Source organism: Streptomyces sp. NPDC093260, from assembly GCF_040683715.1.
Lineage (GTDB): Bacteria > Actinomycetota > Actinomycetes > Streptomycetales > Streptomycetaceae > Streptomyces > Streptomyces sennicomposti.
In genome coordinates, this window is record NZ_JBFBEK010000007.1 from 157121 (window position 1) to 176414 (window position 19294).

Sequence of the window (19294 nt, forward strand, 5' to 3'; positions counted from 1 at the left end):
CCCGGATCACGACCGGCCGATGCGGCATGATGGGGCTCATGGTGACCGAGGGGGACGACTTCCGTGTGATCGCGGGCCGTTACCGCCTGGAGGCCCGGATCGGGCGCGGGGGCATGGGCGTCGTGTGGCGGGCCACCGACCAGCTGCTCGCCCGTCAGGTCGCGGTCAAGGAACTCCCGTTCGACGAGACGCTGTCCGTCGAGGAGGCCCGGCAACAGCGCGACCGCACACTGCGGGAGGCCCGTGCCGTCGCGCAGTTGCGGCACCCGCACGTCATCGTCGTCCACGACATAGTGGAACAGGACGAACGCCCCTACATCGTCATGGAGTTGATCGACGGCGGCTCGCTGGCCGACCGGATCGCCACGCACGGCCCGGTCACCGCCGACGAGGCCGCCCGGATCGGCGTCGCCCTGCTCAGCGCGCTGGCGACGGCGCACGCGGCCGGGGTACTGCACCGCGACATCAAACCGGCGAACGTGCTGCTGGAGGCCGGCACCGGGCGGGCCGTCCTCACCGACTTCGGCATCGCGCAGGTGGCGGGCGCGACCACACTCACCGAGACCGGCTCCTTCGTCGGCTCCCCCGAGTACACCGCGCCCGAACGGATGTCCGGTTCCGGTACGGGCCCGCAGTCCGACCTGTGGTCGCTGGGCGCGCTGCTGTGCACGGCGCTGAGCGGCGAGTCCCCGTTCCGCCGGGACTCGCTGGGCGGCATCCTGCACGCGGTGGTCATGGACGAGATCCGGCCGCCCGCGCAGGCCGGACCGCTGCTGCCCGTCGTGCGCGGGCTGCTGGAACGCGATCCGCAGCGGCGGCTGACCGCGGCCGAGGCGGAGGGCATGCTCCGCGGCTACCTCGAGTCGGGCCGCACGCCGCAGCAGCCGCAACCGGCCCGCAACACCCCCTTCGCGTCGTACTCGCCGACGCAGCGCAACGTGCCTCAGCCGGCCGGGGCGCCGTCCGCGTCCGGCGCCCCGGAGCCCGTGCCGCCGGCCCGGTCGGGCGCGCGAGGCGCCCCCGCGCCCCGGTTCACCCGGCGGATGCTGGTCACCGCGCTGATCGCGGCCGCGCTGGCCGGGGCGGGCGCGTCCGCGGGGGCGCTGCTGATGAGCGGGGGCGGCGACGGCGGCGGCGCACCGGCGAGTTCGCCGCCGCAGACCTCCCCGAGCCCGTCCGCGAGCCCGTCGGGCGGCTCGGCGAGCACCGAGTCCCGCACGCGCTCACCGGTCTCCTCACCGCGCTCGCCGTCGCCCGCGACGCCCGCCGGTCCGGCCGCCGCCACCCGGTCCGTCCCGGCCGCGCCCCCGGCGCCCTCCGGGTACCGCCTGGTGCGCGATCCGGCGGGCTTCACGCTGGCCGTGCCGGCCGGCTTCACGCGCTCGCCGCAGGGGGTGCGGATCTTCTACCTGTCGCCGGGGGAGACCTTCCGCGTCGGCGTCAAGGTGACGGCGGCGGAGCCGGGCGGCCCGCTCGCCGTGATGCGCCGCGCGGACGCCGCGGGGCCCGTCACCAACCCCGGCTACCACGACGGCCGGGTCACCGCCGCCACGCACACCGGACACCCGGCCGCCCTGTGGGAGTTCACCTGGGACGGCTACAGCGCGGCGGAGGGCGCGCGGCACACCTACGACCTGTGCTGGGACCAGGACGGGCAGCTGTACGACGTGTGGGTGTCGGCACCGGTCGGCAAGGTGCGGGAGGCGAAGGAGCACTTCGACGTGGCGGTGGACACGTTCACCGCGGGGTGAGGCGAACCGGCCCGGCGCGTGCGGTCCTCGGTCGCGGGCGACGTCGGCGCGCGGCGCGGCGGGACGCGGCCGGGAGGGTCGTGGGCGAGCGGGGCGTGGCAGGGCGGGGGCGCGGACGGGCGCGGGCCCGTCCGGCGCGCCGTACGTCACGGGTCTGTGACCGCCTGGCCCGCGCGGTGGAGCGTGCGGCGGTGGTCGCGACAGGGATGGACCATGAACGACAGAGGGGGAAGCGCCACGAGGCCGACCAGCCGACGAGTTTCGTACCCCAACCGCCGAGTCCGCAGCCGCGCGTGCCCCGCCCGCAGAACCCGTACGCCGCGCCCGTCCCGCCGCGGGCCCCCGCCGGGGCCGACAGGCAGGCGGCGCCCGCCCCCCGGTCCCGATCACGGCGACTTCACCGCGCGTGGCCGCGAGGTGGCGAAGACGAGGGCCTGGAGGTGGACAAGCCCTGAGGCGGTCGCGCGTCGCGCGGGGGCCGTCGGCCGGCAGCCGGTGCGGGCGCCGGCCGGCCGCCCCCCCGGAGCGGGTGCACCGGGGCCGCCCCGGCCGCAAAAACCGTACCGCCGTACGAACGTGGCCGCCGGTCGGGGAGAAGACCGTGACATGACGGTTGCGGGTGCGGAACGGGTCGAAGGACCGCTGATCAGCGGGTTTGTTGCCAGTGATCACTGGCGCCGTGTGGGCGGCCCGTGAAACCCCGTTACCGACGGGTACACAAACCTCCGCGCACGTCATACCCTGCGCTTCATGACGGACGCGCAGGCCCCGGCCAAGACCGGCACGAACCCCCTGGCCCCCGCCCCGGCGGGCGCCCGAACCGCCGCCGACGTGGTGACCCCCGAACTGGTCGCCCAGCTGACCAAGGGCGTCGTCGGCTCCGGCCGCACCGCCAACCACACGCCGCTCACCGGTGACAAGCTCGCCGACCTGCCCGCGTCCACCCCCGAGGACGTGGCCCTCGCCTTCGAGCGCGCCCGCGCCGCCCAGGGCGCCTGGGAGCGCACCCCGGTACGGCAGCGCGCCGCCGTCCTGCTCCGCTTCCACGACCTGGTCATCGACCGTCAGGCCGAGGTTCTCGACCTCATCCAGCTGGAGACCGGCAAGGCCCGTCTGCACGCCCACGAGGAGGTGCAGGCCGTAGCCATCGCCGCCCGGCACTACGGCCGCAGGGCCGCCTCGTACCTGAAGGCCAAGCGGCACGCCGGCGCGATGCCCACCCTGACCCGGGTCACCGAACTGCGCCACCCGCGCGGCGTCGTCGGCCAGATCGCCCCCTGGAACTACCCGCTGGAACTGTCCGTCGGCGACGCGCTGCCCGCCTTCGTCGCGGGCAACGCCGTGGTGATGAAGCCCGACACCGAGACCTGTCTGACCGCGCTGTGGGCCCGCGACCTGCTCATCGAGGCCGGACTGCCCGCCGAGGTCTTCCAGGTCGTCATCGGCGACGGCCCGGTCGTCGGCCCGGAGATCGTCAAGCACGCCGACTACGTCTCCTTCACCGGCTCCACCCGCACCGGCCGCGAGGTCGCCCAGGGCGCCGCCGCGCGGCTCGTCGGGGTCTCCCTCGAACTCGGCGGCAAGAACGCCATGCTGGTGCTGGAGGACGCCGACCTGGACAAGGCGGCGGCGGGCGCGGTCCGTGCCTGCTTCTCCTCCGCCGGCCAGCTGTGCATCTCCATCGAGCGGCTGTACGTCCACGAGGCGGTCGCCGACGCCTTCCTCGAACGCTTCGCCGCCCGGACCAGGGCGATGCGCCTCGGCACGGCCCTCGCCTACGGCGCCGACATGGGCTCCCTGGTCGGCGAACGCCAGCTGGAGACCGTCACCCGGCACGTCGAGGAGGCCGTCGCCAAAGGTGCCACGGTGGTGGCCGGCGGCGTCGCCCGCCCCGACGTCGGCCCGTTCTTCTTCGAGCCGACCATCCTCGAAGGCGTCGAGGCCCCCATGTCCGTGTGCACGGAGGAGACCTTCGGCCCGGTCGTCTCCGTCTACCGCTTCAGCAGCGAGGACGAGGCCGTCGAGCGCGCCAACTCCACGCCGTACGGTCTGAACTCGTCCGTCTGGACGCGCGACGCCCGCCGCGGCCGGGAGATCGCAGCCCGGCTGCGCACCGGCACCGTCAACCTCAACGAGGGCTACGCGCCCGCCTACGGCAGCGTGCAGGCGCCGATGGGCGGCATGAAGGACTCCGGCCTCGGCCGCCGGCACGGCTCCGAGGGCATCCTCAAGTACACCGAGGCCCAGACCATCGCCCACCAGCGGCTGCTGCCCATGGCCCCCTCGCTCGGCATGGACGACGAGAAGTACGCGGCGTTCATGAGCCGGAGCCTGAAGGTGATGAAGGCGTTCCGCTTCCGCTAGATCCCGGCCGCAGCGCCGCGGTTCTCAACGAGGAGAGCACGTGTCACAGGAGAAGTCCGCCCAGACGCGGGACGAGGACGAGCAGGAGACCGGGACGGTCGCGGAGGGGCGGGAGCCCGGGACCGCCGGGGAGGAACAGGGCTACGACTACGACGTGATCGTCGTCGGCTCCGGGTTCGGCGGCTCGGTCACCGCCCTCCGCCTGACCGAGAAGGGCTACCGGGTCGGCGTCCTGGAGGCCGGCCGCCGCTTCACCCGCGAGAGCCTGCCGAAGAACTCCTGGGACCTGAAGAACTACCTGTGGGCCCCCAGGCTCGGCATGTACGGCATCCAGCGCATCCACCTGCTCGGCAACGTCATGGTGCTGGCCGGCGCGGGCGTCGGCGGCGGCTCCCTCAACTACGCCAACACCCTCTACGTACCGCCGAAGGCCTTCTTCGAGGACCCGCAGTGGCGGCACATCACCGACTGGCAGGACGAGCTGGCCCCGTACTACGACCAGGCCAAGCGGATGCTCGGCGTACGGCTCAACCCGACGATGACGCCGTCCGACGTGCACCTGAAGGCGGCGGCGCAGCGCATGGGCGTCGGCGACACCTTCCACATGGCCCCGGTCGGCGTCTTCTTCGGCGACGGCGAGGACGCCGACGGCACGGCGAAGGCCGAGCCGGGCCAGCGCGTCGCCGACCCCTACTTCGGGGGCGTGGGACCGGACCGCAAGGCCTGCGTCGAGTGCGGCGAATGCATGACGGGTTGCCGGCACGGCGCGAAGAACACGCTGAACGAGAACTACCTCCACCTCGCCGAGAAGGCGGGCGCGGTGGTGCACCCCATGACCACCGTCGTGTCCGTCACCGACGACTCGCGCGGCGGCTACGCCGTCGCCACGCTGCCGACCGACAACCGCAAGAAGGGCGCCGGCCGCCTCTTCACCGCCCGCAAGGTCGTCCTCGCCGCCGGCACCTACGGCACCCAGACGCTGCTGCACCGCATGAAGGAGAACCGGCAGCTGCCCTACCTCTCGCCCCGCCTCGGCGAGCTGACCCGCACCAACTCCGAGGCGCTGGTGGGCGCGCAGACCGACGACCGCCGCTACCGCAAGGTCACCGGGCAGCCCAAGGCCGACTTCACGCGCGGCGTCGCCATCACCTCCTCCGTCCACCCCGACGACAACACCCACATCGAGCCGGTCCGCTACGGCAAAGGATCCAACTCGATGGGCGGCCTGTCGATCCTCCAAGTCCCCTTCGCGGAGGGCCGGTCGAGGGTCGGGGCCTGGCTGGGGAACGCCGCGCGGCATCCGCTGCTCGTGCTGCGCTCGCTGTCCAACCGCAAGTGGTCGGAGCGCACGATCATCGGCCTGGTGATGCAGTCCCTGGACAACTCCCTGACGACGTACCTGAAGCCGGACGGCGTCGGCAAGGGCCTGCTGACCGCCCGTCAGGGACACGGCTCACCCAACCCCAAGCAGATCAGGGCCGCCACCGAGGGCGCCACCGCGCTGGCCGCCGAGATCAACGGCTTCGCCGGCTCCAACGTGGGCGAGCTGATGGGCACTCCGCTCACCGCGCACTTCCTCGGCGGCTGCCCGATCGGCGACTCGCCCGGGACCGGCGTCATCGACCCCTACCACCGGCTGTGGGGCCACCCGGGCATCTCGGTGGTGGACGGCGCGGCGGTCTCGGCGAACCTCGGGGTGAACCCGTCCCTGACCATCACCGCGCAGGCCGAGCGGGCGATGTCGTACTGGCCCAACAAGGGCGAGGCCGACCCGCGTCCGGCGCAGGGCGCGGCGTACGAGCGGCTGAAGCCGGTCGAGCCGCGGAACCCGGCGGTCCCGGCGGACGCGTTCGGTGCGCTGCGGCTGCCGTTCCTCGGGATGCCGACGGTGCCGGCGAAGAAGTAGCGCCGCGAGCAGGGGCGGTGCGGCCGAACGCTGCGGGCTGCGGTCGTGCCGCTGAGGTGGTGGAGGAAAGACGAGAAGGACCTGCGCCCCCCTCCTGGTGCAGGTCCTTCTCGTCCCGGCGGGCCCGGCGCCGTCACGGCACCGGACCCCGTGGCCTACGGCCCGCGGCGCCTACGCCTGCGCGCCGGCCCCGGCCTTGCGGCGGCGGACGGTGAACAGCGCACCCGCGCCGACGACGACCGCGACGCCGCCGACCAGACCGATGGTGGGCAGCATGGAGCTGGAGCCGGTCTCGGCGAGCGTGCCGGTCGGCGGGATCTCCTTGGCGCCGCCCTGCGGCTCCTTGCCGCCGGCGGGCTTGTCGGCGTCACCGGGCTTCGGCTTGGCGTCACCCGGGTTGTCGTTCGGCGTGCCCTGCTTGAGGACGGTGAACTCGTAGTAGTCGAACGCGCTGTGGACGCAGTTCTTGTCCTGGTCGACGTAGCCGCCCAGTCCCACGGTGTAGCCGGCGCCCGCGGGGGCCTTGGCGGTGATGTTGACGCGCATCCGGATGTCGACCGTCTGCTTCGGGCCCAGCTCGGTCTCGCCGAAGTACATCCCGTCGCCGATCTCGTCGGCCAGGGACTCCCAGGCCTTGGTCTCGGGGTTGAAGTACTCGAGCTGCGCGTAGTTGCTCAGCCACTGCGACTCGTCGTCGCTCAGCGAGTCGTTGTCGACGAGCGCGAGCCACTGCACCTGGCCGAGGGCCCGGTCGCCGTGGTTGGCGGCGGTGAGCTTGAACGGGTGCCAGCCGCTGCCCGCGACGATCTTCCCCGGCAGACCGGAGACCGAGATCGTCAGCTGGGAGTCGGGGTCGACGTCGGCGTCGGTGCAGGGCGTCGGCTCGGCGGTGGGCTCCGCGGACTGGGAGGCCTGCGGGGAGGAGCTGCTCGGCGCCGGGGCGGAGGCGGAGGCGGACTCCGACGTGCCGGTGCTCGCGCTGCTGGAGGGGGGCGTCGAGGCGGGGGTGCTCTCGGGGGCCGACTGCGACTCCGACGAGGACGGGGCCGGGGACGTCGAGGTGTCGTCGGAGGCCGACTCGGTGGCGGTGGCCGTGACGGTGCTCGGTGAGGAGGGCTGGTCGTCGGACGCGAACGCGGCCGGAGCCGACAGGAGTGCCAGGGGTGCTATGACAGCCGTCGCGGCCGTGGCGGCCATGGCGCGGCGAAGCTTCATGAAGACCTCGGAGAGTCTGGCGTACGGCGCCTTGGGCGCAGCACGAGCGCTGAGGGAGGCCTCCGCGGTGGGGCCGCGGGTGTGGCTCTCGGTTCAGGTGGTGTGACCTGGTGCGAGGGCGGATGGTTGTGCTCGTCCTCACCGAATTCTCATGTGGCTTGTGTCACATGGGGTGGTTGGAGAGTGCGTGGCCTGGGGGCCGGCGACCGGCTGCGTCTCAGGACGGGCGGTGGCTCTGAGGGGCGGGCGAGTGCCTTTCGGGACGTGGGCCGTCTGCGAGGGCGGGGGGCTGCTTCTGAGGGGCGGGCGGATGCCTCTGAGGGGTAAGCGGGCTGCGATGTCCGCGCGTGGTGTTCACGGTCGGCCCCGGGCGTCCCCGGGGCCGACCGTGACCTGGGTGACCGGGCTGCTGTCCCCTGCCGTCCGGTCACTGTCCCCGCGGCGAGGTCCCACGGCGCACGGCACGATCCGTGCGCCTCATCGCCGCGGGGCGCCATACGGGGCTCCCGCACTCGGCGGCGCCCCCTGGCTGGCGTGGACATCCGGAGCAACGAGGCGCGGCGGCCCGCGGTCACGCGCCGTACGGGTGAGGATCGCGCGAGGGCCTCAGATCCTGCCCCGGCACAGCTCCAGCAGGGTCATCGCCAGGGCGGTGCCGGGCTTGCCGAGCGCGTCCCTGTAGTGGCCGAGGATCTCCATCTCGCGGGAGAGGTTCACGCGCCGGCCGCCGGAGCCGATCCGGGCCTCCTGGACGACGGCCGAGACGGCCATCCGTTCCTGCACCAGCCCGATGATCCGATCATCGAGGGCGTCGATGCGCTCGCGGGCGCCGGAGATCACGCTCGCGGCCTCGTCGGTACGGGCACCGGTGCGGTCCGCGGGGGAGGAGGCGGGGGCGGTGACGGCAGTGGTGACGGCGCCGACGGCGGCAGCGGTGGGAGTGGCGGCGGTGGTGGTGGTCATGTGGGGCTCCTCACGGGTGGGTGCGGGACCCCGGATCGGCGAGGACCGGGAGAAACGCCAGGCGCCCCGGGCCTTGTCGGCCCGGGGCGCCTGGGAAGTCGCTCGTCAGTGGCTCAAGCAACACGACCATGGCAGCCGGCGGGCCGGGTGCCATAGGTAAAGAGGAAGGTCGTGGACTGCGTGAGCATGGCACCAGTATGCCTCCGTGACGGCCGGTGTCCAAGCCGGTTCGGATGGTGGGACGGCGCCCGGGACCGCGGCCGCCGCCCGCGTTCGGGACGTCGCCCGTGGCCACCCCGTTAGAATCGGTGTACACAGCCCCCGCCCAACCGCCGGAAGGCACCCCGTGTCATCAGCGACCCCCGCTGCCGCCGCCCCCGACACCGTCCTGGTCGTCGACTTCGGCGCGCAGTACGCCCAGCTCATCGCCCGTCGCGTCCGCGAGGCCCGGGTCTACAGCGAGATCGTGCCGAGCACCATGCCGGTCAAGGACATGCTCGCCAGGAACCCGGCGGCGATCATCCTCTCCGGCGGCCCCTCGTCGGTCTACGAAGAGGGCGCCCCCCGTCTGGACCGCGAGCTCTTCGAGGCCGGCGTCCCCGTCTTCGGCATGTGCTACGGCTTCCAGCTCATGGCGCAGACCCTCGGCGGCACCGTGGACAACACCGGCGCCCGCGAGTACGGCCGTACCGACCTCGCCGTCTCCAAGCCCTCCTCGACCCTCTTCGAGGGCACCCCGGCCGAGCAGGCCGTGTGGATGTCGCACGGCGACGCCTGCTCCGCCGCGCCCGAGGGCTTCACCGTCACGGCCTCCACGGACGTCGTCCCGGTCGCCGCCTTCGAGAACGACGAGAAGAAGCTCTACGGCGTCCAGTACCACCCCGAGGTCATGCACTCCACGCACGGTCAGCAGGTGCTGGAGCACTTCCTGTACCGCGGCGCGGGCCTCAAGCCCGACTGGACCACGGGCAACGTCATCGAGGAGCAGGTCGCCGCCATCCGCGAGCTCGTCGGTGACAAGCGGGCCATCTGCGGGCTGTCCGGCGGCGTGGACTCCGCGGTCGCCGCGGCCCTCGTCCAGAAGGCCATCGGCTCCCAGCTGACCTGCGTCTACGTCGACCACGGCCTGATGCGCAAGGGCGAGACCGAACAGGTCGAGAAGGACTTCGTCGCCGCGACCGGCGTGCAGCTGAAGGTCGTCGACGCGGAGAAGCGCTTCCTCGACGCGCTCAAGGGCGTCTCGGACCCCGAGGAGAAGCGGAAGATCATCGGCCGCGAGTTCATCCGGGTCTTCGAGCAGGCCCAGGCCGAGATCATCGCGGACGAGGGTCCGGCGGTCGAGTTCCTGGTCCAGGGCACGCTGTACCCGGACGTGGTCGAGTCCGGCGGCGGCACCGGCACCGCCAACATCAAGTCCCACCACAACGTCGGCGGCCTGCCCGAGGACCTCGAGTTCAAGCTGATCGAGCCGCTGCGCAAGCTGTTCAAGGACGAGGTCCGCATGGTCGGCCAGGAACTCGGCCTGCCGGAGGAGATCGTCCAGCGCCAGCCCTTCCCGGGCCCCGGCCTCGGCATCCGAATCGTCGGCGAGGTCACCAAGGAGCGCCTGGACCTGCTGCGCGAGGCCGACGCCATCGCCCGCGAGGAACTGACGGCGGCCGGTCTGGACCGCGACATCTGGCAGTGCCCGGTCGTGCTGCTCGCGGACGTCCGCTCCGTCGGCGTCCAGGGCGACGGCCGCACCTACGGTCACCCGATCGTGCTGCGCCCGGTCTCCTCCGAGGACGCGATGACCGCCGACTGGTCGCGCCTGCCCTACGACGTCCTGGCCAAGATCTCCACGCGGATCACCAACGAGGTGCGGGACGTCAACCGCGTCGTCCTCGACGTCACCTCGAAGCCGCCGGGCACCATCGAGTGGGAGTAGCCACCACGGGCCCGCGGGGCACGTGAGCGAAAGAGGTGGAACAACCGTTCCACCTCTTTCGCATATCGGCCCACCGCCCGAGCATCCCGCGGGGCGGGGCGCGACCGCTGGGCCGGGCGAGAACCATGACTTAAGGAACCATGACCCAGGCGCGCGTCGGCCGGGCCGGGCGCGTGCACCGGGCCAGCCGCATCCGCGGGGCGGGACGCGGGCCTCGGATCGCAGCGTCCGCCGGGCCGCCGGGCGGATGCGGCTGGCCCGGGCAGGCACCTCGGCCGGGATGGGCGGGGCGGTCGGGGCAGGCTTCCCCGGCCGGATCGGCGCGGCGGTCAGGGCGGGGTCGGGGCACGCTTGCCCGGTCGCATCGGCGCAACGCCGAGCCAGGTGGCTCGGACGGGGCGACGGGCCGCGGGCGGTGACGGCGGCGGCTGCCCCGGCGGAGCCGTCCGAGCGCCGCCGGAAGCAGCACCCACTGCCCGTCCCCCGCCGCGCGGAGCGCCCTGCGCCGCATCTTCACAACCCGGCGCTGTCATCCCGTCCCGACCGCCGGTACCTTCCGCCCGTACGCCGAACCGCGCCGGAGGACCCATGCACGGCCCCACTCCGCCCCCACCCCTGCCGACCGACAAGCTGCGGTTCGCCATGCCGCCGCGCCACGACTCGGTCGAGGACGAACGCCGGCACCGCAAGGAGCGCCTCGCCGCCGCCCTGCGCATCTTCGGACGACGCGGTTTCGAGGACGGCGTCTCCGGCCACATCACCGCCCGCGACCCCGAGTTCAGCGACTGCTTCTGGGTCAACCCCTTCGGCATGCCCTTCCAGCACGTCACCGTGGCCGACCTCGTGCTCGCCAACCAGGACGGACAGGTCGTCGAGGGGCGCTACCACGTCAACCAGGCCGCGTTCACCGTGCACGCCCAGGTCCACGCCGCCCGCCCGGACGTCGTCGCCGTCGCCCACTGCCACTCGGTGCACGGCCGCGCACTGGCCGCCCTGGGGGAACTCCTGGACCCCATCACCCAGGAGAGCTGCGCCTTCTACCAGGACCACGCCGTCTACGACGCCTACACCGGCGTCACCGTCGACGCCGAGGAAGGCCGCCGCATCGCGGCCGTGCTCGGCTCCGGCAAGGCGCTGGTCCTGCGCAACCACGGCCTGCTCACCGTCGGCGACTCGGTGGACGCCGCCGCCTGGTGGTTCCTGTCCATGGAACGCTCCGCCCAGGTGCAGCTCACCGCCCGGGCCGCCGGCCGTCCCGTCCTCATCGACCACAAGGCGGCGGTCGCGACCCGGGAACAGCTCGGCGGCGACCTGGTGGCCTGGATCAACTACCAGCCCCTCTGGCAGGACATCACCCGCAGCGAGCCCGACCTGCTGAGCCGCACACCCACCCCCTGAACCGGCCGATCGTCCGGACGCGGGCCCCGGTGCCACCTTCCCGCCGCCGGTCAACCCGATGGCCGGAGCTTCACCCGCACTGATCAGACAGAGCAGCCGGGGGCGCCCGAGGTAGGGCACAATTCGCAGACGGCGTAGGCGTGTTGGCCGCAGGTCTCTGCGGGGTTCCGGGGAAGGCGGGCGTCGGGCGTGGCGGTGCAGGAAGCGAGAGACGGCGCGGGGGCGGCTGCCCACTCGGGCGGCTGCACGTGCGGGGACTGCCCGCACGGAGCGCGTACGGGGCACCGGCGGGCCGTTGCCGAATTCCTCTTGAAAAGGGACGAGTTCGCCGCCGGCCAGGGACTCCCGGCCGCCGTCGCCCACTCGGTGTCGGCCTCCCGCCAGTGGGTCTCGGAGGAACTGACCCAGTCCGCGGAACTCGTCGCCGCCCGCGGCCGTGCCGAGGGTGATGCCTGGCTGGCGCGACTGTGGGGCTGGACGGTGTGCACCGTGTGGGCGGCCGTGGTGCTCCTCCTCCTCGCCCAGGCGCTGACGGCGATCGGCGCCGGCTGGAGCGCCGCCCGCACGGCTGGTCTGCTCGCGGCCGTGGTGGTCGCCGGCACGCTCACGGCCGCCTCGTGGTTCCACCGGGCGCGCGGCGGCGCGCTGGCCCCGGTCATCGGCGAGGACAACCGCCTGTCCACCTCGCGCGCCGTCGCCGTGGCATGGGTGCTGTTCGTCGGGTACGCCGTACTCGTCCTGGCCGGCCGCCTGGCGGTCGCTTCCGAGCACACGGAACGCGACGCGCTGCTCTCCGGGCTGGATCTGGCCCGGGGTGCCGGTGTGGTCACCGTGCTCGCCGTGGTGTGCGGCATCGCCGTGCTGGTGCGGCGGGTGGTCGGCCTGCGGGTGCTGGGCCAACGCCTCCAGAAGGTGCCGGCGTACCGTCCCCGCGCCGCCGACCTCCTCACCGACGACGCGGGCCGTGGCGCCTTCGCGGACATCCAGTACGTCGTCATCAGCGCTGTCTCCCTTCTGTTCGCCGCGGTACGGCTGGCCCGGCGGCCCGATCAACTGCCCGACCTGCCCTGGGGGCTGGCGGTGGTGATGCTGGTGTCCGCCCTGACCTACCTGGCCGGCAAGTACGCCGAGGGCGGCCGACCCGTCATCCTCTCCGTGGTCCGCGCCCGGGAGGCCGGCGACCTCGACGCCCCCATCCGCACCGGCGACGACATCGAGGTCCGCGGGGCCGGGTTCGTCCCGCCCGGTGCGCAGGGAGCCGACCGGCTGTCGCGGATGGTGGTCCGCATCGGCGCGGTCAACGTCCACGTCCCCCTCGTCCCCGTCACCGGCGGCTTCAGCAACCCCACGGACACGGCCCTCACCGTCCCCGTCCCCGCCGACGTCGAACCGGGCCGCGTCGAGGTGCAACTGGTCACCGCGGCGGGAGTGGAGACCAACCGCTACAGCATCGACGTGACGGAGTGAGACCGCCGCGGTGCGGCCGCGAACGGAGAGGGCGCCGACCGTACTCCTCGGACGGGACGGACGCAGAGGTCCCGGACCAGGGGGCCGAGCGCAGGACCGAAATCATACGTAAGCCGGAAAATCGGCCCAACGTGATTGAGTGATTCCTTTCTTACATACGTATGGTCCGTTGAGAGGTAAACGGCATTGCGGTGAGAGGCGGCTGGCAGCGATGACTCACGGCGTTCGGATGGACACGCACACCTCCTACGGTGACCGGCGCGGTGACTGGCGGGACACCGCCGCGCGCTACGCCCTCCTTCCCCTCCGTGTCTTCCTGGGCGTCACCTTCATCTATGCCGGCCTGGACAAACTCACCGACAGCGCCTTCCTGAAGGCTTCCGGCGCCGGATCGATCGGCGACACGATGCGCGCGGTACGCGACTCCTCCGCCATCCCCGCCCTGGTGGACCTGTCCCTGAAGTCCCCGGTCGGCTTCGGCACCACCATGGCCCTCGGAGAACTGGCCGTCGGCATCGGCGTACTGGTCGGCCTGCTGGGCCGCCTGGCCGCACTCGGCGGCGCGCTGATCTCCCTCAGCCTGTGGCTCACGGTCAGCTGGTCCTCCACCCCCTACTACTACGGCAACGACCTCGCCTATCTGATGGCCTGGCTCCCGCTCGTCCTCGCCGGCACCCCCCTGTTCTCCGTGGACGCGGCCCTGCGCGCCCGCCGCCAGAGCTCCCGCAGCTACCACTGACCGCGCTTCCGGCAGCCCCACACCTGCCGGTGACCGCTTCCGGCAGCCCCGCATCTCCGGTGCCCGCTCACGGGCGCCTCCGGGAGCGCCCGCCCTGCAACTGACAGCCTCCGGGGAGACCTTGCGCCTACAGCTCCCGGACTTACCGGTGACCGCTTCCGGGACTCCCGCGCCTTCTCCAGGCTCGCGCGGCCTTGATGTCCCGGCCTGGTCTCCGACCGCACGCGTCCCCGCCCGGGACCGCACCGGCACCCGCTGCTCAGTCCATCCGGTCCACCCCCACGTCGGCCAGTCCCGGCCGGCGGCGCCCCGCCCGGTTCCTTCGTACCGCCCGGTTCAGCAGTGCCGCCAAGCCCGCGAGACACAGTCCGCCCAGGACCAGCGGGACGGCCGCGAACCAGGGGATGCGCCAGAGCCCGTGAGCGGCGCCCGCGTACACGACGCCCGCCGCGATGAGGATCACCCCGGCCACCAGTTTCCCCGGCTGGAATTCATGACGCAGCACGGCTCACCTCTGCCTGTCCCATGCCGACCCGCAGGTCGAGTTCGAGTGTTCCGGCACCCTTGCCACCCGATGCCGGAGGCAGCGTCACCTGCTGGTGCCTGCCCGGAGTCACATCCACGTCCTGAGAGCTCTCGCCCGGCAACCGGACATCGCCCAGGCCCACGTCGATGGTCGCCCGCACGGTCACGTCCCGGGGGACGATCACCCGCAGCCGGCCCGCACCGACTTCCGCCCGAGCCGTCACCGTCCGGCCCTCGCCGATGTCTATTCGGGTCAGGTCGAGGGTGCCCTCACCGGTGCCGAGGTCGTACTCACGCTGCACCTCCGCCGTCGTGGCCGGCCGCCAGGTCGTGTGCGTCCACTGGGTGCTGATGTTCTTGGGGAGCGCCGCCGACGCCGTGAGCAGGGCCGCCGTGATGATCGCCAGCAGGATCGACCCCGCGCCCGTCCTTCCCAGGAAGGCGCTGACCGCTATGCCCAGCCCGAAGACGGCGAGCGCGCAGCCCAGACCGGCCTGCAGACTGGTGCCGAGTGCATGGTCGTCCCAGGTCAGTCTGGTTCCCACGCCGCCGGCGGCCAAGGCCAGCAGGAAGATCCAGCCGCCGATCCAGCGCGGTCCGCGGGGGCGGCGCGGCGGCTCGGCGCCGCTTGTGCGCGGCGTGTGTACGGCCTCGCTCGCACGGGTCCCGAGACTGATGTTGACGGCGGCCGCGATGTCCCGGTCGCGGGAGTCCTGGGGCCCCCACAGATAGCCGGTGCCGCCGACATGGGTGCCGTCCTTGACGATCGGTTCGCGCCACCACGAGGGGTAGGAGGCGGGGAACGGCGGCGCCTGCGCCTCTGGTGGGGCGTCGGCGGCGGCCTGGGCGGCCAGCGGATCGGGGTCGGGGGCGCCCCGGTGCCGCGACCAGTACCCGGCTCCCGCCAGGAGGAGGGAGAGGACGACGGCGAAGGTGAGCACGCTGCCGTTCTTCAGCATCGACAGGAACACCCCGCAGCCCACCAGCGCGAACAGCACGCCGGCCAGCGCCTGGCCGTCCACCCGGCCGGTGAGGAGCTTGCGCACCTCGTTCTCGTCCTCGTCGTCGAACGGGAGGAGGAGCCAGGCGAAGCCGTAGAAGATGAGGCCTATTCCACCCGTCGCGGCGAGCACGGCCAGCGTGATCCGGAAGATCACCGGGTCCATGTCGCACTGCCTTCCGAGTCCCGCGCAGACACCGGCGATCATCTTGTGCCGCTTGCTCCGCCGGAACTGCAACGGCTCCCGCCCGCCCTCCGATCCTCCGGCCGCCGCGGAGCCCGCGTCGCGTCCCGCGCCCGGTCCCGCACCGGCGGCCCCCGCCGGCCCCGACCCGGACTGCCCGGCCGGGCCCGGGCGCTGCCCGTCGGCCGTGTCCGCCGGGCCGGCCGTCCCCGTCGTCCCCGTCGTCCCCGTCACGCTCGTCTCTCCGGTCCGGTGCGGGTGGTCGCTCGCACCCGGCTGTCCGCTTGATTCCCGCGCCTGCGCGCCCGGGGGTCCGGGCGGCCGCGGTTCCTCACCCGCACCCGTACCGGGCGCGGCGGCCCGCGGCCCGGCGCCCGGCATCGGGCGGGGACCGGAGCCGGGTCCCCGGCCCGACGCGGCATGCTGGTGATTCGTCATGCGTCCATGGTGACGGGCACACCGCCGTGGCGGGAGTCGGGACGACCCTGGCCGAACCCTGATTCGCCCCTGAGCCCCGCCGGGGATGCGTTCGACGGCCGTCCGGGCACGGCCGGCACCGCGTCGTCGCCGGGGCCGAGGGAAGATCAGGGGAGTCTCGGGGACCGACCCTGATGTCCCCGCCGCGACGGCATGTGACCATCAATGGCATGCCGGAAGCCGCAGCACTGCCCCTCGACGACCCGTGGCCGCCGCGCAAGCTCTACCGCAGCAGCGACGGACGCTGGCTCGGCGGAGTGGCGCGGGGCCTCGCCGGGCATCTCGGGCTGCCCGTGGTCTGGGTGCGGCTCGTCTTCGCCGGCCTGTTCATGGCCGACGGCCTCGGCGCGCTGCTGTACGCGGCCTTCTGGTTCTTCGTGCCCCTCGGCGTCGGCGGCGTCGCGGGCCAGAAACCGCCCTCGCTCGTCACCACCGAGACCTCACCCGACGGCCGCCGCAGGATAGTCGCCCGCAAACCCGACCGGGGACAGATACTCGCGCTGCTCCTCATGGTCGTCGTGGCGACGGTCTTCGTCGGCAGCGTGGACCTGGGCGGCGCGGCCAAGGCGTATCTCGTGCCGGCCGTCCTCGTCGCCGCGGGCGTGGCCCTGGTCTGGCGCCAGGCGGACAACGCCCGCCGGGCCCGCTGGGCCGAGGTGGGCCGCCACCGCCGGACGCTCACGCTGCTGCGCGCCGGAGCGGGCGTCCTGCTGGTCACGGCAGGCGTCACCGCGATCTTCGTCCTGCAGGGCTCGGCCGCCCACCTCGGCTCGGTCCTCCAGGCGGCGCTCGCGGTCCTCGTCGGCATCACGCTCCTCGTCGGCCCGTACCTCGTGCGGATGACGCAGGACCTCTCCGAGGAGCGGCTGATGCGCATCCGCGCCCAGGAGCGGGCGGAGGTCGCGGCCCACGTGCACGACTCGGTGCTGCACACGCTCACGCTGATCCAGCGCAATGCGGAGAACGCGGGGGAGGTGCGCCGCCTCGCCCGCGCACAGGAGCGCGACCTGCGTGCCTGGCTCTACAAACCGGAGGGCAACGGCAAGGACGAGGCCGACGAACCGGCCACGCTCGCCGAGGCGGTCAAGCGCAACGCCGCCGAGGTCGAGGACAAGCACGGCGTCCCCATAGAGGTGGTCGTGGTCGGCGACTGCCCGCTCGACGAAAGGATCGGCGCCCAGATGCAAGCCGCGCGGGAAGCCATGGTGAACGCCGCCAAGTACGGTGGCGAGGGCGGCGCCGTACAGGTCTACGCCGAGGTGGAGGGGAAGAAGGTCTTCGTGTCCGTCCGGGACCGCGGCCCCGGCTTCGACCTCGACGCGATACCCGCCGACCGCATGGGCGTCAGAGAATCGATCAGCGGCCGCATGGAGCGCAACGGGGGCACGGCCCGGCTGCGCGCGGTGCCGGACGGCGGCACGGAGGTCGAGCTGGAGATGGAGAGGGCGGAGAACACGTGATGAGCGACCCGACCGAGACGAACGGCACGGCGGGAGCGGAGGCGGCGGAGGGCGCCGGCGGGGTGGGCGGACGCCGTGTGCGCGTGGTCCTCGTCGACGACCACCGGATGTTCCGCACGGGCGTCCAGGCCGAGATCGGCCGGACCGAGGAGACCGGGGTGGAGGTCGTCGGCGAGGCGGCGGACGTCGACCAGGCGGTCAGCGTCATCACCGCGGCCCGCCCCGAGGTCGTCCTGCTCGATGTGCACCTGCCCGGCGGCGGCGGGGTCGAGGTGCTGCGCCGCTGTGCCGCGCTGATGGCCGACAGCGAGAGGCCGGTCCGCTTCCTCGCCCTGTCCGTCTCGGACGCGGCGGAGGACGTGATCGGAGTCATCCGCGGCGGGGCGCGCGGATACGTGACGAAGACGATCACCGGGGCCGACCTCGTCGACTCCGTCTTCCGCGTCCAGGAGGGCGATGCGGTGTTCTCACCGCGGCTGGCCGGCTTCGTGCTCGACGCCTTCGCCTCGACCGACGCGCCGCCGGTGGACGAGGACCTCGACCGTCTCACCCAGCGCGAGCGCGAGGTCCTCCGGCTGATCGCCCGCGGCTACGCCTACAAGGAGATCGCCAAGCAGCTCTTCATCTCGGTGAAGACGGTGGAGTCCCATGTCTCGGCGGTGCTGCGCAAGCTCCAACTGTCCAACCGGCACGAGCTGACCCGCTGGGCCACGGCCCGCCGGCTGGTGTGAGCGGCCGCGCCAACGGACCAGACCACCGCCCGGCCACTCGCCGCAGCCGAGGCGTCCCCCGCCCGCCCTTCGCAGTGCTGCTCGGGACTTCTCGGCCCCGGCTGAGGCTGCCCGCATCACGCCACCCGGGCCGCCCCCGCGAAAGGCATCTGGTCGATCGGGGCCAGACGGACGGGGGCCGAGGGGTTCGGCGCGTGGATCATGCGGCCGTCGCCGACGTAGATGCCGACATGACTGATCCCGGAGTAGAAGAACACCAGGTCACCGGGGAGCAGCTCGGCGCGTGAGACGCGGCGGCCGGCGTTGATCTGGGCGTAGGTCGTGCGGGGCAGCGAGACGCCGGCGGCGCGGTAGGCGGCCAGGGCCAGGCCCGAGCAGTCGAAGGCGTGGGGACCGGTCGCGCCCCAGACGTAGGGGCTGCCGAGCTTCTGGTAGGCGTAGGCGACGGCGGCGGCCGCCCGGGAGGTGGGCGCCGCGACCGCGTCCGGGCGGCCGAGCGGGCGTGCGGACGGGGCGGCGGGCATGCGGGAGGCGGCGGAGGCGTTCGGGTCCTGGCCGGTCGCCTCGGCGCGTTGGTGCGGGGTGAGCCGGGTCAGCAGGCGCCGGGCCGCGTCCAGCTTGGTGGTGATCGTCTTCTTGTGCCGCCGCAGCTCCGCCTGCCGCGACTTCAGGGAGGTCAGTTCGACGCGGGCGGCACCGCGCAGCCGTTCGATCTTCCTGCGCTGGCTGCGAACTCCGGCGACGGCGGCCACCTGCCGGGCGCCGGCCCGTTCCGCGAACTCGGCGCTCTCCAGATAGTGCCGGGGGTCGTCGGCGAGCATGAGCCTCACGGTGGGATCGACCCCGCCCTCCCGGTACTGGGCGGCGGCGATCGATCCCAGGGTCTCCCGCGCCGCGTTCAGCTTCGCCTGGGTGCGGGCCGCCTCGTCGCCGAGTGTCCGCAACCGCCGCTCGGCCGCGTCCGCCTTCTCCTTCGCGCCGTCGTACTTCTGGATGGCGGTCTCCGCCTCCCGGTACAGCTGATCCACCCTGGCCCTGACCTGCCTCGGAGCCGGCTGTGGCGCGGCCTGTCCGACGCCGTCGAAGCAGGTGGCCGTCGCCGCGCCCGCCAGGGCGAGCGTGACGGCGGTACGCGCTGTGCCGCCACTGAGCGGGCGTTGCCGGGGCCTGCGGTGCGCTGCCACGAG

At 73.3% G+C, this 19294-nt stretch carries 14 protein-coding genes; 9 read left to right on the forward strand and 5 right to left on the reverse strand.

The features are described 5' to 3' along the window. Nucleotides 1-38: 38 nt before the first annotated feature. The 3 genes from AB0N63_RS11650 (at nt 39) to AB0N63_RS11660 (ending at nt 6021) form a co-directional block, all read left to right on the forward strand. On the forward strand, nt 39-1751 hold the full coding sequence (locus AB0N63_RS11650; protein WP_365527354.1) for a protein kinase: 1713 nt from the start codon (nt 39-41) through the stop codon (nt 1749-1751). 750 nt (nt 1752-2501) lie between these two features. Continuing rightward, nucleotides 2502-4115: a succinic semialdehyde dehydrogenase gene (locus AB0N63_RS11655; RefSeq protein ID WP_365527357.1), complete on the forward strand. Its 1614-nt coding sequence runs from the start codon at nt 2502-2504 to the stop codon at nt 4113-4115. A gap of 154 nt (nt 4116-4269) precedes the next feature. Then, a complete protein-coding gene (locus AB0N63_RS11660) occupies nt 4270-6021 on the forward strand; it encodes a GMC family oxidoreductase (protein WP_365527606.1) in 1752 nt (583 codons plus the stop codon). Nucleotides 6022-6192: 171 nt separating this feature from the next. On the opposite strand, the gene AB0N63_RS11665 is transcribed toward AB0N63_RS11660, so the two are convergent. Both AB0N63_RS11665 and AB0N63_RS11670 read right to left on the reverse strand, forming a co-directional pair. Next, nucleotides 6193-7236, reverse strand: a complete 1044-nt coding sequence (locus AB0N63_RS11665; protein ID WP_365527359.1) for an LPXTG cell wall anchor domain-containing protein — start codon at nt 7234-7236, stop codon at nt 6193-6195. 606 nt (nt 7237-7842) lie between these two features. Then, complete coding sequence (locus tag AB0N63_RS11670; protein WP_365527362.1) at nt 7843-8199, reverse strand: chorismate mutase; 357 nt, start codon at nt 8197-8199, stop codon at nt 7843-7845. A 346-nt stretch (nt 8200-8545) separates the two neighbouring features. On the opposite strand from AB0N63_RS11670, the gene guaA reads away from it, so the two are divergent. The 4 genes from guaA to AB0N63_RS11690 all read left to right on the forward strand — a co-directional run bounded on the left by guaA (nt 8546) and on the right by AB0N63_RS11690 (nt 13730). Further along, entirely contained in the window at nt 8546-10126 is a 1581-nt protein-coding gene (gene guaA / locus AB0N63_RS11675) for a glutamine-hydrolyzing GMP synthase (RefSeq protein WP_365527365.1), read from the forward strand. Nucleotides 10127-10714: 588 nt separating this feature from the next. Further along, a complete protein-coding gene (locus AB0N63_RS11680) occupies nt 10715-11524 on the forward strand; it encodes a class II aldolase/adducin family protein (protein ID WP_365527367.1) in 810 nt (269 codons plus the stop codon). 189 nt (nt 11525-11713) lie between these two features. Further along, nucleotides 11714-12991 carry a hypothetical protein gene (locus tag AB0N63_RS11685; protein ID WP_365527370.1) on the forward strand — a complete coding sequence of 426 codons (1278 nt, stop codon included), beginning with the start codon at nt 11714-11716 and terminating at the stop codon, nt 12989-12991. Nucleotides 12992-13202: 211 nt separating this feature from the next. Continuing rightward, the gene (locus tag AB0N63_RS11690; RefSeq protein WP_365527373.1) at nt 13203-13730 is read left to right on the forward strand and encodes a DoxX family protein; all 528 of its coding nucleotides are present in this window, start codon (nt 13203-13205) and stop codon (nt 13728-13730) included. A 259-nt stretch (nt 13731-13989) separates the two neighbouring features. Here AB0N63_RS11690 and AB0N63_RS11695 read toward each other — a convergent pair whose 3' ends face one another. Then, nucleotides 13990-14235, reverse strand: coding sequence for a hypothetical protein (locus AB0N63_RS11695; protein WP_365527376.1), 246 nt, complete (start codon nt 14233-14235; stop codon nt 13990-13992). After that, a complete protein-coding gene (locus AB0N63_RS11700; protein WP_365527379.1) occupies nt 14222-15877 on the reverse strand; it encodes a PspC domain-containing protein in 1656 nt (551 codons plus the stop codon). The genes AB0N63_RS11695 and AB0N63_RS11700 overlap by 14 nt, the downstream gene beginning before the upstream one ends. Nucleotides 15878-16086: 209 nt before the next feature. Between AB0N63_RS11700 and AB0N63_RS11705 the strand changes: the two genes are divergently transcribed. Continuing rightward, nucleotides 16087-17376: a PspC domain-containing protein gene (locus tag AB0N63_RS11705; RefSeq protein ID WP_365527382.1), complete on the forward strand. Its 1290-nt coding sequence runs from the start codon at nt 16087-16089 to the stop codon at nt 17374-17376. After that, a complete protein-coding gene (locus AB0N63_RS11710; RefSeq protein ID WP_365527384.1) occupies nt 17376-18107 on the forward strand; it encodes a response regulator transcription factor in 732 nt (243 codons plus the stop codon). The genes AB0N63_RS11705 and AB0N63_RS11710 overlap by 1 nt, the downstream gene beginning before the upstream one ends. A 116-nt stretch (nt 18108-18223) precedes the next feature. On the opposite strand, the gene AB0N63_RS11715 is transcribed toward AB0N63_RS11710, so the two are convergent. Next, nucleotides 18224-19291 carry a C40 family peptidase gene (locus tag AB0N63_RS11715; protein ID WP_365527609.1) on the reverse strand — a complete coding sequence of 356 codons (1068 nt, stop codon included), beginning with the start codon at nt 19289-19291 and terminating at the stop codon, nt 18224-18226. Between the last annotated feature and the right edge of the window lie 3 nt (nt 19292-19294).